Origin of the sequence: Acinetobacter sp. DSM 11652 (assembly GCF_900109815.1) — a bacterium.
GTDB lineage: Bacteria > Pseudomonadota > Gammaproteobacteria > Pseudomonadales > Moraxellaceae > Acinetobacter.
Map to the genome: position 1 here is coordinate 47644 of NZ_FOBK01000005.1, position 16114 is coordinate 63757.

The 16114-nt window shown below is 37.5% G+C and carries 16 protein-coding genes and 1 other RNA gene; 11 read left to right on the plus strand and 6 right to left on the minus strand.

The genetic code is table 11. From position 1 onward, the window contains the following. Nucleotides 1-30: 30 nt before the first annotated feature. Nucleotides 31-651: a UPF0149 family protein gene (locus tag BMW42_RS06450; RefSeq protein ID WP_092766815.1), complete on the minus strand. Its 621-nt coding sequence runs from the start codon at nt 649-651 to the stop codon at nt 31-33. A gap of 65 nt (nt 652-716) precedes the next feature. On the opposite strand from BMW42_RS06450, the gene BMW42_RS06455 reads away from it, so the two are divergent. The 4 genes from BMW42_RS06455 (at nt 717) to BMW42_RS06470 (ending at nt 3234) form a co-directional block, all read left to right on the plus strand. Then, nucleotides 717-1268: a hypothetical protein gene (locus BMW42_RS06455; protein ID WP_035269763.1), complete on the plus strand. Its 552-nt coding sequence runs from the start codon at nt 717-719 to the stop codon at nt 1266-1268. A 2-nt stretch (nt 1269-1270) separates the two neighbouring features. Continuing rightward, the gene (locus BMW42_RS06460; RefSeq protein ID WP_092766816.1) at nt 1271-1555 is read left to right on the plus strand and encodes a cell division protein ZapA; all 285 of its coding nucleotides are present in this window, start codon (nt 1271-1273) and stop codon (nt 1553-1555) included. Between the two features lie 101 nt (nt 1556-1656). Then, a non-coding RNA gene (gene ssrS / locus BMW42_RS06465) (6S RNA) lies at nt 1657-1840 on the plus strand. Nucleotides 1841-2259: 419 nt separating this feature from the next. Further along, nucleotides 2260-3234 (plus strand): hypothetical protein, encoded by a 975-nt coding sequence (locus BMW42_RS06470; protein ID WP_092766817.1) that lies wholly within the window; start codon nt 2260-2262, stop codon nt 3232-3234. A gap of 254 nt (nt 3235-3488) precedes the next feature. Here the strand turns inward: BMW42_RS06470 and BMW42_RS06475 are convergent, their stop codons facing one another. Then, nucleotides 3489-4745 (minus strand): putative solute-binding protein, encoded by a 1257-nt coding sequence (locus tag BMW42_RS06475; protein ID WP_416224317.1) that lies wholly within the window; start codon nt 4743-4745, stop codon nt 3489-3491. 224 nt (nt 4746-4969) lie between these two features. Between BMW42_RS06475 and BMW42_RS06480 the strand changes: the two genes are divergently transcribed. The 5 genes from BMW42_RS06480 (at nt 4970) to BMW42_RS06500 (ending at nt 10573) form a co-directional block, all read left to right on the plus strand. Then, nucleotides 4970-5584, plus strand: coding sequence for a 5-formyltetrahydrofolate cyclo-ligase (locus BMW42_RS06480; protein ID WP_092766818.1), 615 nt, complete (start codon nt 4970-4972; stop codon nt 5582-5584). A gap of 116 nt (nt 5585-5700) precedes the next feature. Next, a complete protein-coding gene (lon, locus tag BMW42_RS06485; RefSeq protein WP_092766819.1) occupies nt 5701-8127 on the plus strand; it encodes an endopeptidase La in 2427 nt (808 codons plus the stop codon). 156 nt (nt 8128-8283) lie between these two features. After that, nucleotides 8284-8766, plus strand: coding sequence for a 23S rRNA (pseudouridine(1915)-N(3))-methyltransferase RlmH (gene rlmH / locus BMW42_RS06490; protein ID WP_092766820.1), 483 nt, complete (start codon nt 8284-8286; stop codon nt 8764-8766). Between the two features lie 100 nt (nt 8767-8866). Continuing rightward, on the plus strand, nt 8867-9643 hold the full coding sequence (locus BMW42_RS06495) for a DODA-type extradiol aromatic ring-opening family dioxygenase (protein WP_092766821.1): 777 nt from the start codon (nt 8867-8869) through the stop codon (nt 9641-9643). A 153-nt stretch (nt 9644-9796) separates the two neighbouring features. Beyond that, nucleotides 9797-10573, plus strand: a complete 777-nt coding sequence (locus tag BMW42_RS06500; RefSeq protein WP_092766822.1) for an META and DUF4377 domain-containing protein — start codon at nt 9797-9799, stop codon at nt 10571-10573. 51 nt (nt 10574-10624) lie between these two features. Here BMW42_RS06500 and gdhA read toward each other — a convergent pair whose 3' ends face one another. After that, nucleotides 10625-11968: an NADP-specific glutamate dehydrogenase gene (gene gdhA / locus BMW42_RS06505; protein ID WP_035268479.1), complete on the minus strand. Its 1344-nt coding sequence runs from the start codon at nt 11966-11968 to the stop codon at nt 10625-10627. A 336-nt stretch (nt 11969-12304) separates the two neighbouring features. Between gdhA and BMW42_RS06510 the strand changes: the two genes are divergently transcribed. Both BMW42_RS06510 and nth read left to right on the plus strand, forming a co-directional pair. Then, the gene (locus tag BMW42_RS06510) at nt 12305-13096 is read left to right on the plus strand and encodes an RnfABCDGE type electron transport complex subunit B (RefSeq protein ID WP_092766823.1); all 792 of its coding nucleotides are present in this window, start codon (nt 12305-12307) and stop codon (nt 13094-13096) included. Further along, the gene (gene nth / locus BMW42_RS06515; protein ID WP_092766824.1) at nt 13097-13798 is read left to right on the plus strand and encodes an endonuclease III; all 702 of its coding nucleotides are present in this window, start codon (nt 13097-13099) and stop codon (nt 13796-13798) included. Here the strand turns inward: nth and BMW42_RS14720 are convergent. The 3 genes from BMW42_RS14720 to BMW42_RS06525 all read right to left on the minus strand — a co-directional run bounded on the left by BMW42_RS14720 (nt 13795) and on the right by BMW42_RS06525 (nt 16074). Then, a complete protein-coding gene (locus tag BMW42_RS14720) occupies nt 13795-13947 on the minus strand; it encodes a hypothetical protein (protein WP_171076785.1) in 153 nt (50 codons plus the stop codon). The two genes, nth and BMW42_RS14720, sit on opposite strands and share 4 nt — an antisense overlap. A 75-nt stretch (nt 13948-14022) precedes the next feature. Continuing rightward, a complete protein-coding gene (gene adk, locus BMW42_RS06520; RefSeq protein ID WP_035268488.1) occupies nt 14023-14682 on the minus strand; it encodes an adenylate kinase in 660 nt (219 codons plus the stop codon). A gap of 75 nt (nt 14683-14757) precedes the next feature. Continuing rightward, complete coding sequence (locus BMW42_RS06525) at nt 14758-16074, minus strand: membrane protein (protein ID WP_035268489.1); 1317 nt, start codon at nt 16072-16074, stop codon at nt 14758-14760. Nucleotides 16075-16114 lie beyond the last annotated feature (40 nt).

A 16114-nucleotide genomic window follows, 5' to 3' on the forward strand; every position in this document is an offset into this window, starting at 1 on the left:
ATGTTAAGTAGTACTCTTGATTAAATGTAATCAACTTGGTCGATGAGGTGTAAACATCTCAACGACACTTTGCTCATTTTTTTTCGAAATTGTTGGTTTTACATGTTTCAGTAATGAGCTTTCTTCAACAGCAATCTTGGTTCGTCCAACAGATAAACTCACTGGAATTAATCGAACAAATTCATAAAGTTCTTGATAGCTAATTTCACCTTCTTCATCATTATCAGAATCTTCAAACTCGACTGCTGCAATATCTTGCAAGTGTTCAATCAACTCAGCTTCATCAGCACGAATATGCCCAGACGCTAATCCAAACCCCAATACCACTCCTGCACACCAATCTGCTAAAGCTTGAACACGCTCAGACAATACATGTTCATCATCAGGCAAAATGGGTAAATAATCTAATTCATCTTCTGATAAAGCATGCGAAACATCTTCAGATTCCTCAGCCAGTAAATTAAGCGCAGTAGGTTCTAATTGAGGCACATTCAATGTAGACAAAATTTGTATCCACTCCTCATGAGATGGCGGTTCAGTTACACAAACAATACCTGTAAGTAGACCATGTAACTCACTAGGACTAGTAATTTCCTCAATTGAACCGAATTGTTGGTTCCAATCTGTCCAACCTGAAATATCGTCTTGCATTCGTTTTTCCAATCTCTATACTTCTGTATATATTACCTTTGATTGCGAAACTACGCGACCTCGTTATGTTAGAACAATTACAGCGTTTACAAACGCATTTAGGCACGCTTAAACATCGTTTGTCCGAAACCGAACAAATGAATAGTTCTCTTGAAGCTAAGCAGAAAGAACTTCAGGAAACTCATCAAACTCAAACTGCTCAAAAAAATAGCGTCATCACTCAAAAGCAAGAACAGATTGAAAGTCTAAATGACAAATACAATCAATTGGATGGTATTTATAAAACTTTAAATCAAGATGCTACTGCTTTAGCAGAACGTTATAGTCGTTTAGAAAAGAGTTGTACTGATTTAAAAAATAGATTTCAGGAAATCTTGGCTGAAAGGAATGAGTTGAGAGTCATCAAAGAAAAAATGTTGGCTGAACAACGTCAAGCTCAAAAAGAAATTGATGAATTGAAGGCTGAAAATCAACGTTTAATCAAAAAAAATGAACTCGCTAAAACTAAGGTTGAGCAAATCATTCAACGATTGGCCATTTTAGGTACTGATCAAGATCATCATGCCCAAGAAATCCAACAATTAGAAAATCCGGCTGAACAAAATGAGGAAGCATAATTATGTCTGAAGTCGTTACAGTCGAGTTAAGATTAATTGAACAAACATTTAGACTTTCAACCACTCAAGATCAGAAAGATGATTTACAACGTGCTGGTGATTTGCTAAATGAGAAATTTCAAGAATTTCGTAGAAAAGCACCTAACGTAGAACACAATAAGCTCGTTATCATGGTGGCTTTAGAGCTTATGCAAGAAGTTTTAACAATGAACAAATCCTTACAAGAATATTCTCATTGTGAACGCTTACTTGCAACAATCTTGGAAGACGTTGAAAAAACTGTATAAATTTGATCTAAGTTTGCACAGTCAGTTTTACTGAGTGAATTATCACGCAAATAATGGGTACACCAAGGTTTGCCAATCTCACTCATTTCGTTATACTTAATTTAACTCTGGGATGTTCGCCAGCGGGTCTATTCCCCTGCCGATACTTAAACTTATGGATTGTGTTCTGTATATTTAGAGCGTATGCCCACCTCGAGTGGGAAACCCAGCAAGTATACGTCGCGTCCACCTTGAACTCGTCGGGTTCAGGGTAACGACACATGCAGCGGCATCTCCGGAGTCTTCAATTTCTCTATATTTATAATTCAACGTTTTCTTGTTTTATTTTTTCAATTCATACCATAAATTCTCAACTTACTCCTTTACTCAAAATATAAAAATTTATTGAAATAAGTCACACTATATTTTAATTTTTCAAATTAATTTATAATATTTATGTGTAGTGTTATTTAATTAACTTTTTTTTAGTTTTATTCTAAATAAATATTTAAATTATATTTAACAATATAAAAATAAAGCATTTAATTTGTAAATTTGGTTAATAATGACCTAGAAACTTTTCCAGAATTTAAATTATCATTCCTCTTAATAGAAATTACATAAAGAGTATTTCATTTTAATGTCTTCTTATTGTTTAAAGACTTCATATTAATAGTCAAACATCATAAACAATGAGAATAGATTTATATTTAAAGGAAGAGAATATGTCTAAATTAGCAAAATTGGCTGGGGTTGCGAGTATTGCTGCATTACTAAGTGCATGTGGTGGTGGAAGTGACTCGAAGCTTGACACGCCAAATGGTAATTATATTAAACCAGGCGATGTGAGCTCTACATTTATACCTTTTAAAGATAAGGATTTTTTAACAAAACTTAAAGAAAAGCTTGGTTTTTCAGAATCTTTGAATGTCATGGATGATCGATTTAATCAAGCATTAGGGCATATGATTGGCGAAACATTGGGTGATGGACCCATTACTCGTACAGGTAGAGTAATTGAATTAACAGCTCAAGGAACAAGTGCATTTACAATTTTGAGAAATTCAATTTGTACTGAGCTCACTAAAAGTGGAACTACTCAAACAATCAAGCTAAAAAGTGGTAATGATTCTTGTGCAACTAGTTTCGGCAAGGAAGTCGTAACATTTAAAGGAGGATCTATTTCGCTTACTGAAACATTAAGCTCTACCACAGTTGAGTTTAATAATGCGCTTTATACACCGTGGACTGATACATCTAAACTATATTTAGTCACTGGTAAAATTGTAAAAGATACAGTTGGTTCTAATGGCGCAATTTATTCTGTAAAAGATCCTTTAAAATTCCAGATTGTAGATAAAAATAACCCTAGCACTACATTGGAATATATGGGGCTACAGGATTATGAATACCGTTTTTTTGATGAACAATTACAAAGTGTGTCAAGTAAAGGTACAATCGTTGGCCAACCTAAAGATGCTAATTTTTCATATGCATTTAACTTCAGTGTAACTCAACCATTCGAAAAAGAGTGGTGGAGAATTTACCCGAAAGCAAGCGGTAAGTTAGAAATTATTGATGAGTACAATCAAAAGATTGTCGTTGAACAAACTAAAGATTATTCATCATCCGCATCAGTTCGCTTTAACTCAGGCGTGCCAACTAATGTGTCTTGGAGCGATATCGTTAAAAAGAAATAGGCATAAAGCCCCCATCTGGGGGCTTTTTTAACCATTTAATTTCATGTGTTGCGCGTTCTCTGACATTCTAAGCTGCTCATAATGCACTGGATCATATGCGCATGCACTTATCAACAAAGTAGAAGTAACTACTGCGATAAAAATTTTCATCTCACATTTACTCTTTAACCTAGATGTGAGTAATTTAAAGCATGGCTAAAGACAAATAAAAACCGATTAAAATTATAAAAACAATCTATTTTTTAGATTATTAGTTACTCATCTTGAAGCGCACACTCATAATTCTTAGGATCATCACTACATCGTATCTTTTTAAGTATAGACATCATTTCAGGATGATAATGCCCCTCTTTCGTCATTTGAATCCTAGCTTCACGCATAATTTTCAAATATCCAGGTTTCTCAGCATCTCTTATATTCATCCAAAATTTAGGATCAATTTTAGATTCAGTTTGATCAATAAATTTATAAGCTGGTGTTAATTGCTTGGAAATAATCTCCCTTGCTATAGGCCCCATTCCAGCAGGAAATTTATTTCGATGCATAATCAATGTACCCGTTACTTGAACGAGTGGAAAACGAATAATTGCGCCTCGTACCTCGCCCTTGCTTGTCATTCCACGATAGAGTTCTAAAGGTTCAAATAAGATTGCAGGCGCTGCGATAATATCAACTTCCTTATTGTTGAATTTCCCGCCTACCGAAGTTAAATCCACTGTAACTGGTTGAGCACCAACATTTTGGACTAATTTTTTTTGGGTTGCGTCAAAACTCATTACAGCGACTTTTTTCCCAGCTGCTTTAGATAAAGTATCAATTTTACGATCATTTACCATTATATAAGCAGCACCTAAAGGCACAATACCAACAACCTCATAAGCCTTATTGACCATTTTCGAGTCAAATTCAGGTCTTGCTAACAGCTGAATCACTTTAGTTAGTTGTTTATAGTTTTGAACTGCACCTATTGCATCAATACTTCCAACAAAAGAGTTGAATTGCTTGGCACGTAAATTACTTATTCCAGCACCATCACAACGTTTACTTCTAAAGTCTTCAGTTAAAACCCGTTCATCTATATAGACTTTTAAATTAACTTCAGTGGATGTTTTTTGCTTTAATTTTGGATAATTCAAATCTATCTGCATTTGTAGCTTAGCCGTACGATTGACAGTCATTTGCACGCCGAAATCTTGAGCAACTTTAACAATTCGTGGTAATTCACTCATATAGCTCGTCGCTTGCTCAAATGCTTCACCATGAACACCGCTCGGTGAATACACACATAAGGTGACTTGTTTCGGAATCTGTTGCCAAACTTTTGGATCATTCAGTAGTTTTTTTATTTTATTCACAGAATGGCTGGACAGTGATAAATCCAACTTAGAGCTAGTTTGAGCATTTACATGATTTGTGATTAGACCAGAAAGACTAATTACTGTCGTGAGCATAACCATACGATAAGCGTGCTTGCTCTTTTTAAATAGAATACCGTATTTTTTATTTTTCATTATCGTTCCCTTTTCTATTTTTTATGATCAGAGCTTCATTGATCCGATAGAGTTCAGCTTATCGGCTTCAATTTAAAATTAAATTGACCCTAATCTTTTATTTGTTACACCTAGAGTAAATGAAAAATATACTATCGAAAATATTCAAATCAGGTTGATTAAACCTGAGTAAAAATCGATAAACTACTTACCTTACACATGCACTTAGATTGGTATAGTTTGAAATGCAGTTGCAAACACAACTTTTAAGAAAAACTCTACGCTCTCGTAGAAGACAACTCTCAATTTTTACGCAACGACGTTCTGCTTTTCAGGTTTTGTCAAAAATCCAATCTCACTCTAAATTTAAATCTGCAAAAAAAATTGGGATTTATTTAGATGCATTCGGTGAAATACAAACACATATCCTAATCATGCATTGCTTTTCGAAGCATAAAGTCGTTTATCTCCCAAAAGTCTCCAGACTTGATTCAACTTTAAAATGGGTTCCAATTTCAAAGCATCAATATCTAAATAAACGTTTTACTAAACATAAATTGGGAATGTATGAGCCTATGCATAGATTGGGGCAAAATGTAAAACAAATTAATGTACTGTTGATGCCCCTAGTAGCCTGTGATTATCATGGAACACGTATGGGTATGGGAGGTGGCTTTTATGATAGAACGTTAAAGCATGCGAGCAATCAACCCTATCGCATCGGTTTAGCGCATGACTTTCAATTAATCTTAGATCCTTTAAAGCGCCAACCTTGGGATCAGCCATTAGATGAGTTAATCACCCCTAAAAAACGATTAAAATTCAAACGAAGAATATTAATTCACCCTAAATCCAACTGAATTTATCAAGATTAGTAGAAATTAATCGAATTTTATCGATTTTCACCCTTGTATTTTTTAAATTACACATCACTATAAAAATATGGCAACACCGTTGTCACTCATTAGGAGTGCTCATGACTGATATTATTATGAATGAAGAAAACTTAGAACTTCAGACCCCTAGCGTGTTACCGCTATTAGCTTTGCGTGATGTTGTGGTTTATCCCCACATGCAAATTGCGCTTTTTGTCGGCCGTGAAAAATCGATTAAAGCAGTTGATGTAGCTCGTAACAGTGACAATTTAGTTTTTGTAGTAGCTCAACAAGATTCTCTTACAGAAGAAATTGATCACGACAATTTATATCAATACGGTACTGTCGCGAAGATTGTGCAAGTCGTAAATCATGAAAACGATGAAAACTGCATTAAGGTTTTAATCGAGGGTATTTATCGCTCTAAATTGGTTAACATTTACGATCAAAACGATTATTTAGAAGCTGAACACAGCCTTAGCCCAATGACGATCCGTATGGAGTCGGCAACTCAACAAACTCGCCTCGAAGAATTACGTGGTCTTTTCAGCCAATATGCTGAAGCGAAACTACGTAATGCGCGTGAGTTAATTAATGCTGCAAATAAAATCGATGATTTATTGCAACTCATGTTCTTTGTCGCTACACGCGTGCCGTTAAACATTGAAGTGAAACAAAAATTCCTCGAACACGATGAATTTGAAGCTCATTTACAAGAGTTAATGACTTATTTGCTTCAACAGTCTGAAGAACAACAGATTGAGCAAAATTTACATGACAATGTAAAACGTCAAATGGAAAAGAATCAGCGCGAATATTTTCTAAATGAAAAAATGAAAGTTATTCAGCGTGAACTTTCTGACATGAATGGCGGTGCTGAAGATGACATTGCTGAGATAGAAAAACGCTTAGCTGAAGCGGATCTTCCTGAGCATGTTCGTAAAAAAGCAGAAGGTGAATTCCGTAAGCTTAAAGCAATGCAGCCTGCATCGAGTGAAGCAGCCGTAGTTCGTAATTACATCGAAACTCTTTTAGATACACCATGGAATAAGGCGAGCAAAGTAAGTATAAATCTTGCTAAAGCTCAAGATATTCTTGATGCTGATCATTATGGTTTGGATGAAGTTAAAGAACGTATCGTTGAATATCTTGCTGTTCAGTCACGTGTAAAAAAACTACGTGGACCAGTATTGTGTCTCGTAGGTCCTCCTGGTGTAGGTAAAACCTCATTAGGTGAGTCTGTAGCTAAAGCAACAGGTCGCGAATTCGTTCGAATGGCACTTGGTGGTGTTCGTGATGAGGCCGAGATTCGTGGACATCGCAGAACTTATATTGGTGCGATGCCAGGTAAGATTGTGCAATCACTTTCTAAAGTCGGTGTAAAAAACCCTTTATTCCTACTCGATGAAATTGACAAAATGGCTCAAGATCATCGTGGTGATCCTGCATCTGCCTTGTTAGAAGTACTTGATCCTTCACAGAATCACAAATTCAACGATCACTATCTTGATCTTGATCTTGATTTATCTGAAGTCATGTTTATTTGTACTGCAAACAGTATGAATATCCCTGAAGCTTTGTTAGATCGTATGGAGGTCATTCGCCTTCCTGGTTATACAGAGGAAGAGAAAATCAATATTGCTGAGCGTTACTTAGTACCTAAAGCAATCAAGAATAATGGCTTACGAGCTAAGGAATTGAGTGTACATGAAGAAGCAATTCGAGATATCGTACAACGCTATACACGTGAAGCTGGTGTTCGAAGTTTAGAGCGTGAAGTTTCTAAAATCGCACGTAAAGTGGTTAAAGAAGCGGTTAGTAAAAAAGCGAAAAACCTTCAAATTGAGGTTAATTCTGCAAATCTACCTGACTACTTAGGGCCGCATAAATTCGATTTCGGTATGGCTGAAGAAGAAGCTCAAGTCGGTCGTGTTAATGGTCTAGCTTGGACTTCGGTTGGTGGTGAACTACTGACAATTGAAGTTGCAGCAATGAAAGGTAAAGGAAAATTTGTAACCACTGGTTCTTTAGGTGATGTTATGAAGGAGTCTATTACTGCAGCGATGACCGTAGTGCGTACACGAGCTGATGCTTTGGGTATCGATTCTACTCGCTTTGAAGAAACCGATATTCACGTGCACTTACCTGAAGGCGCTACACCTAAAGATGGTCCTTCAGCTGGTCTTGCTTTGACGACAGCATTAGTTTCAGCGTTTACTGGCATTGCGATTCGACCTGATATTGCAATGACTGGTGAAACCAGCTTGAGTGGCCGTGCAATGCGTATTGGTGGTTTAAAGGAAAAATTACTGGCTGCACATCGTGGCGGTGTAAAAATGGTCTTTATTCCACAGGAAAATGCACGTGATTTAGTCGAAATTCCTGATAATGTGAAAGAAGGTTTAGATATCAAAGTTGTAAAATCAATTGATGAAATTTTACCACTAGCATTAACCTCTATGCCTAAACCATTAGTAAAATCACCCATTGTGAAAGCAGTTGACGAATCAAAATCTGCACGACACTAATCGGTCTTTTAACTGAAGAAAGAGAGCTTAGGCTCTCTTTTTTTATAAAATGTCAATGGATGCAAAATTAACAACTCATTATGTTTTAACTTTTGATTTTATAAATTCATCACTTTGAAATGTATAATATCGTGAAACTTCTAGTGACACATTTTCATGAAAATTCGTATCTTGACCATTGGTCAAAAAATGCCAGCATGGGTTCTTACTGGTTTTGAAGATTATTTCAAAAGAATTCAACCCTTTGTACAAACTCAAATTGTTGAGCTTCCTATGGCGAAACGCGGAAAGAATGACTCTGAAGCTGATATTTTAAAATACCGTAATATCGAAGGCGACAGCATTTTAAATGCACTGAAAGGAAATGAACTTTTAATTGCACTTGAAGTGGGAGGGAAAGAGTTTAGTACAGAAAAATTAGCTGAAACCATGAAAGGTTGGATGCTTGAAGGGAATGATGTTGTACTCGCCATTGGTGGACCTGATGGACATTCTGATGCAGTTCGTAAAGCTGCTGCATGGCACTGGTCTTTATCTAAATTAACACTACCCCACCCTCTGGTTCGCATTCTGTTGATTGAACAACTGTACCGTGCCATGAGCATTAACCATAACCATCCGTACCATCGTGCTGGATAATCGTTCCGAATTTGCAACATGATGTTCAAATTTAAATGGTTACTCTGACTTCTAAAATTTGCGATGATCACCTCATACATCTAAGAATGGAACCACCCTCATGACTATTCAAACGCTACCTGGCTTATTCATCTCACATGGCTCTCCAATGCTGGCTTTGAATCCTGAACAGGTTGGTCCAGCTTTACATCGCTTGAGTCTTAATTTACCTAAACCTAGAGCGATAATCGTGATGTCTGCGCATTGGGAAAGCAATGCACTCGAAGTAAGTACGGGGACTAGACCTGAAACATGGCACGATTTTCGAGGTTTCCCAGATGCACTCTATGAAATTCGCTATCCTGCCCCTGGTGCTCCAGATGTTGCTGAACAAGTTTTAAATTTATTCGCTGAGGCACAAATTACTGCACATGCCAATAGTACACGACCTCGTGATCATGGCGTATGGATGCCTTTATTACATATGTATCCAGAAGCTGATATCCCCGTAGTCGAAATCTCTTTACCCATGACGATGTCTGCTGAAGCGATATTTAAAATTGGTCAAGCTCTCGCTCCATTAAGAGATCAGCAAATATTATTAATTGGCTCGGGAAGCATTACCCATAATTTAAGAGAGCTTGCTTGGCATGGTGAAACGAGTGAAGTTCCAGAATGGGCATCAACTTTTAGAAACTACGTGGTGCAGCAGCTCACTCATTCGGATTATCCTGCTATTTTAGCGTGGAATACGATTCCTCATGTTCATCGTAATCACCCTACGATAGAACACTTTGCACCTTTATTTTTTTCTATGGGCACTGGTGATCGTTTTAGCATTGTACATAGTAGTTTTACCATGGGTGCTTTAGGGATGGATATTTATCGCTTTGATTGAGAGAAAATAAAATATCATTTTTTAAATGTCCATCACGAAATAATCATCGATCAATGGATACATTTTGATACTGAAAAGTGCAGAATGTATCCATAATTTTTTAGATCTCCTGCGTTATCCTTCCTCGGATCAATACAATTTAGAAAGCTTGTTATGAAATTAAAATTAATTACCTTGGCTATTTTGCCTATCACACTTGCTGCGTGTCAGACTTCCGAACTACAAAAAGCTGGGGATTTAGCTGTGTCTGTGCTTCAACAACAAAATGCTGATCAAACTCTCGCTGCATACCAATGGCAAGCCAATCCACAAAATGCGCCTCAAGCAATCACTTTAAACTTCACCGCTGATAAAAAACTTTCAATTCATACGAGCTGCAATACTTTATTTGGAGGGTTTGAGCTAAAAAACAATACTATCGTAGCTGCTCAACTTGCATCCACCATGAAGGGATGTAATGGTTTGGCTGCCGAACAAGAACGCTTTGCTGGAAATCTATTTTCCCAAGCTGCTGTTCCTTTCGTGCTTAATTTAAATGATCGTGATAATCCAACGTTGACTTTGGTACAGCCGAATGGTGAAAAGATTATCTTCACGGGTAAAATGACACCTGAAACAAAATACAAAACCCAAGGTGAAACCATATTTCTTGAAATTTCGCCAGAAACTAAACAATGTACTGGTGTAACTCCCCAAACTTGTCTACAAGTCAGAGAAATAAAATACAACGATAGTGGTATTAAAACGCAAGTCGATAAAGACTGGACTTTATTCTACGATCAAATTGAAGGTTTTTCACATAGCCCGAATGAACGTCAAATCATTCGTGTAAAACGTTATGAAATTAAAAATCCTGCTGCAGATCAATCAAAGTATGCTTATATTTTTGATATGGCTGTAGAGCGTGAAGCTGTAAAAGGTTCTTTATAAAGAATAAAAAACCGAGGCTAAGCCTCGGTTTTTTTATTTTTGAATATATTCTTAGAATACACCCTGAGCTAACATCGCATCAGCAACTTTTACGAAACCAGCAATGTTCGCACCATCTACATAATTCACAGTACCATCTTCTTGAGTACCGAATTTTACGCAGTTACGGTGAATTTCTTTCATGATTGCATGTAAACGCTCATCTACTTCTTCGAAAGACCAACCTAAACGAAGCGCATTTTGAGACATTTCAAGACCAGAAGTTGCAACACCACCTGCATTAGATGCCTTACCTGGAGCATATAGAATTTTTGCATCAACGAATTTTTCAACTGCAGCAAGTGTAGAAGGCATATTTGCGCCTTCAGCTACGCAGATCACACCATTTGCAAGCAATTTATCCGCATCATCAGCATCTAATTCATTTTGTGTTGCACATGGAAGTGCGATATCACACTTAATACCCCAAGGACGTTGCCCTTCAAGATATTCAAAACCATGCTTCGCTGCAAACTCAGAGATACGACCACGTTGAACGTTTTTAAGCTCCATTACTTCAGCTAAAAGCTCTGGAGTTAAACCGTCTTTAATGTATACAGTACCAGCTGAATCTGAAAGTGAAACAACTTTTGCGCCCAAATACATTGCTTTGTCAGCAGCAAACTGTGCAACGTTACCCGAACCAGAGATTGTAACTACCTTGTCTTTGAAACTGTCGTTACGAGTCTTAAGCATTTCCTCAGCGAAATACACTGTACCGTAACCAGTTGCTTCAGGGCGCGCTAGTGAACCACCAAAAGTTAAACCCTTACCTGTAAATACGCATGAAGTGTCATTGCTGAGCTTCTTCATCATACCCGCCATGTAACCAACTTCGCGGCCACCAACACCAATATCACCCGCAGGAATATCTGTGTCAGAACCTAAGTGACGGTATAACTCGATCATGAGTGCTTGGCAGAAACGCATGATTTCGCCTTCTGATTTACCTTTAGGGTCAAAATCAGAACCACCTTTACCACCACCCATTGGTAGTGTAGTTAACGCATTTTTGAAAGTCTGTTCAAAACCTAAGAATTTTAGGATTGAAAGGTTCACTGAAGGGTGGAAACGCATACCACCTTTGAATGGACCAATTGCTGAGTTGTACTGAACACGGAACGCACGGTTAACGTGTGTTTGACCTTGATCATCAACCCAAGAAACGCGGAATTGAATCGCACGTTCAGGTTCAACTAAACGTTCTAATAAACCATGAGCTGCATACTTAGGGTTCTTTTCAATAAAAGGCCATAAGCTTGTCATCACCTCTTCAACAGCTTGAAGAAATTCTGGTTGATGTGCATCACGTGTTTTAACGTAGTCTAGGAAGTCGTTAAGGCTGTTGTATTTCAACGCTTAATCCTCAGCAGAAAATGGATCAAAATTGGTCAAAATTTCAATATATTGATAAGTTTTGGCGCAAAGTATTAAATATCTTTTACAGGCACTGTACAATAGTTTTCATAATTTTTTTTAATATTTTTTTAATTTCAATTACTTAATTATAGTATTTAATAATTTTAAATTATCAAATTCATTACTTTTAATTATGGATTAATGCTTATTCGGCGCTTTTATTGCGCGATAAATGACCCATAACAGCGCACCCCAAACTAACACTAATCATGTTAAAATCATTCATATTTCGCACCTATGATCTCCTTTTCGCTTGATTAAGTTTTAACGTACATGCACGCACAAATCTCTTTGATACAACAAGTTGATGCTTTCCTACCTCAAACCCAATGTGGTCTATGTGGCCACCGTGATGGCTGTTTACCTTATGCTAAAGCTATTGTAGAAGGAGAAGACGCGAATAAATGTGTCCCTGGCGGTCAACCTGTTGCTGACGCAATTGCTCACTTACTGAATCGCCCTAAGCTTAAAGCTGAAGAAAGCGTTTGGCCAATTCAATCTGATGGTCGCCCACAGCGTATGAAAGCGATCATACGTGAAGACGAGTGTATTGGTTGCACTAAATGCATCAGTGCTTGCCCTGTAGATGCCATCATTGGATCAGGAAAGTTAATGCATACTGTGTTAACTGATCTTTGTACTGGATGCGAATTATGTATACCACCTTGTCCAGTTGACTGTATCGATCTTGTTGAAGATTTACAGCCCATACCAAATGATCAAGCCCGCTTCCTAGAACAAAGTGATCTTAGAAATCGTTATTATGCTCATATTCAACGTGAGGAAAATCGCAGTCTTCATCGCAAAGGTCCTGTCGTTAAAGCTGAAATTGATACTGCGCTTTTTGCTCAATTTTCAAAACAATTACAATCCGTACCTACTATTCAAACGATAAAAAAAACCGCGCTTCATAAGACATTAGATGCAAAATCTACAATCGAACTTGCCAAATTACGTACACAAATTAAAAAGCTTGAAAAACAACTTGCTGTACGTGAGAGTGTCGATAAGCAAGAGCAACTCAATACTTTATATGAAAAACTCAATTCAATTGAGGGTGTTTAAATGAACGTTAAAACACCTAAACCTGTAAAAAACATGACAAAAAAGCAAATTCAAATTTTTTTTGAAAGATTAAGAGCTCAACGCCCAAACCCTAAAACAGAGCTGAATTATTCTTCACCCTTTGAGTTGTTAGTTGCTGTGACCTTATCAGCACAAGCCACTGATGTAAGCGTAAATAAGGCCACAGATAAGCTTTTCCCTGTAGCAAACACACCTGAAGCAATCTATGCCTTAGGTGTAGAAGGATTAAAATCTTATATTAAAACAATAGGTCTCTATAACTCTAAAGCTGAAAATGTCATCAAAGCTTGTGAAATATTGATTAAACAACACAACAGTATTGTTCCTCACAACCGTGCTGATTTAGAAGCACTTCCGGGCGTAGGTCGAAAAACTGCAAATGTGGTATTAAATACCGCTTTTGGTCAACCAACCATGGCCGTTGATACCCACATCTTTCGATTAGGTAATCGTACTGGACTTGCGGTAGGAAAAAATGTACTCGAAGTTGAACACCGTCTAGTTAAAGTGATTCCAAAAGAGTTTATTGTAGACGCTCATCATTGGTTAATTTTACATGGACGTTATTGCTGTATTGCGCGGAAGCCAAAGTGCAATGAGTGTGTTGTGAGTGATGTGTGCAACTGGCCTGAACGTTTCGAATATGGAGCGACAAGACAGATCGATTTAAAACAGGTTTAACGATCAAGAGATTTTTTTTGATCTTTTTTCTCTTTATCTAATTTCATCTGTTTTTGACTATCGCGAAGTAATTTAAAACTTATAAATACCAAAAAAGACAATACTGCCAAGCATGCAAGCATCAATAAAATAATGGCAATATTTTGCACTTGTTTACCTTCACATCATAAAAAAGAAGCCCTAATATGACTTAGGGCTTCTTTTTTGTCAAAGCTGAATAATGGTTATTTAGTTTGATCTAAAATTGCAAAAAGTTCTTTTTGAACTTCTTCAATAGGACGAAGTCCATTCAACTTATCATACGTTGGCGCATTTTCACCTGAAGCTGCACGCCCTTGGTAAAAGCCAACCAACTGTTCAGTTTCAGTATGATACGAACCTAAGCGCTTACGAATTGTTTCTTCTTGGTCATCTGGACGCTGAACTAAATCTTCACCAGTTTCATCATCTTTGCCTTCCACTTTTGGTGGGTTGTAGACGATATGATAAACACGACCTGATGCTGGATGTTGGCGACGACCCGATAAGCGTTTAACGATTTCTTCATCAGGCACATCAATTTCGATCACGTGATCAATATCAATGCCTTCTTTTTCCAAAGCTTCAGCTTGAGGAATCGTACGAGGGAAACCATCAAAGATACAACCATTTGCACAATCTGGTTGTGCAATACGCTCTTTAACCAGACCAATAATCAGTTCGTCAGAAACTAGACCACCATTGTCCATTACAGATTTTGCCTGTAGACCGAGTTCAGTTCCTTCACGAATTGCAGCACGGAGCATATCACCGGTTGAAATTTGTGGGACATTGTAGCGCTTGCAGATCAACTGAGCTTGAGTACCTTTACCTGCTCCAGGTGGTCCGAGTAATATAATGCGCATAAATAAACATCCTCATTTTAACTATATCGACGATACTTGGTTAATGTCTTTGGTAGGCACCAATCCAGCATCTATTTATAAGAAAGCCACAAATAAATGAATCAGACCCGCGAAAAAACCTGTTACCCCACCTAGCACAATTAAGATCCATTCGTCTTCCTGGAATGCAGGACGTAATAGATTTTGAAACTCGCGCGGCGTTAATTCACGGATACGTTCTTTAAACATTTGATAGATTTTCTGTGCGCGGCTCGCATTAAAAGCTGGGTCGCATACAGGCACCATCGTAATTTCAATTGAGCGATCGATCAAGTCTGTCTTGAGTTTTGCATACTCTTTTGGACCTAAAGATAGCTGTAATGATGTACGAACCAATGGTGTTTCCATGATTTCATTGATATGACGTTTAACAATACGGCGTGTTTTGTCTTTTTTTCCACCATACATCATTTCCATCATAATAGATTTCAATGTAATCAAATCTTCAGTCACTACACGTGCAAATACATCAGATACTTCTTCTTGGCGCTTCATAAACGCACCTTGAATATTATAAGAACCAATGCGTGGAATGACAGGTTTTATCCAAGGGAATTTACGATCTTTCGTTAATTCAAAGAATTGTGGATAACGTATATAGTGTGGTTCAACTGGATTAAATACCATCCAAATTGCAATCCAATTTGTTAAAAAGCCCCAAATTGCTGCCCAGAATGGTACAGTCCAATGCCAAGGCACCACAAACCAAACGATCATTTGGAAGATACCGAAGAACATACCGATTAATGCACTGATATGCCAAATGAAGTTAATTTCTTTTTGACCCACTTTTAGGAACATATTGACCATCAATTGACGGTCGCCTTCCATTTGACTCACTACCATCGCACGCATATCCACGAGCGACTCAACATTTAAAGTTAATTCGGTTACGAGCTCTTTCAAAACATTTGGAAGTTGCTTATGTGCTTGCGCATAAATACGTCTCTTGATTGAGTAAGGTAAGTTTTCCCATAGAACCGCATTGCGATCCATCATCACTTCATCAATTAAGTGCTCTAACTCAAAGCCAACCTGTTCACCAATGATACGAGCAGTATCCTCTGGATCCATCGCATCTAAGAACTCTCGTAAGGAGCCAAGTTTTGATAGTGTATTGTCGGTAATAATACCCGATATACGTCCTGCCTTACGTGGAACAATTCCTTGCCATCCCACCGGAAGCGGACCTAAGTGAAAACCCCAAAACTTAATTGGATAAAACACCATCTTGAGTGCCATCCAGACGTGAGCCCAAGTCACAAATGCGGTTACTGGGATAATACTCAGTACTGCATAAAAATCAGGTCGATTGACGAAGGCTTGCCACAAATCACTCACATATCCAAACATTCATGACTCTCATATTCATATATCTAATTGCAGTCGAACT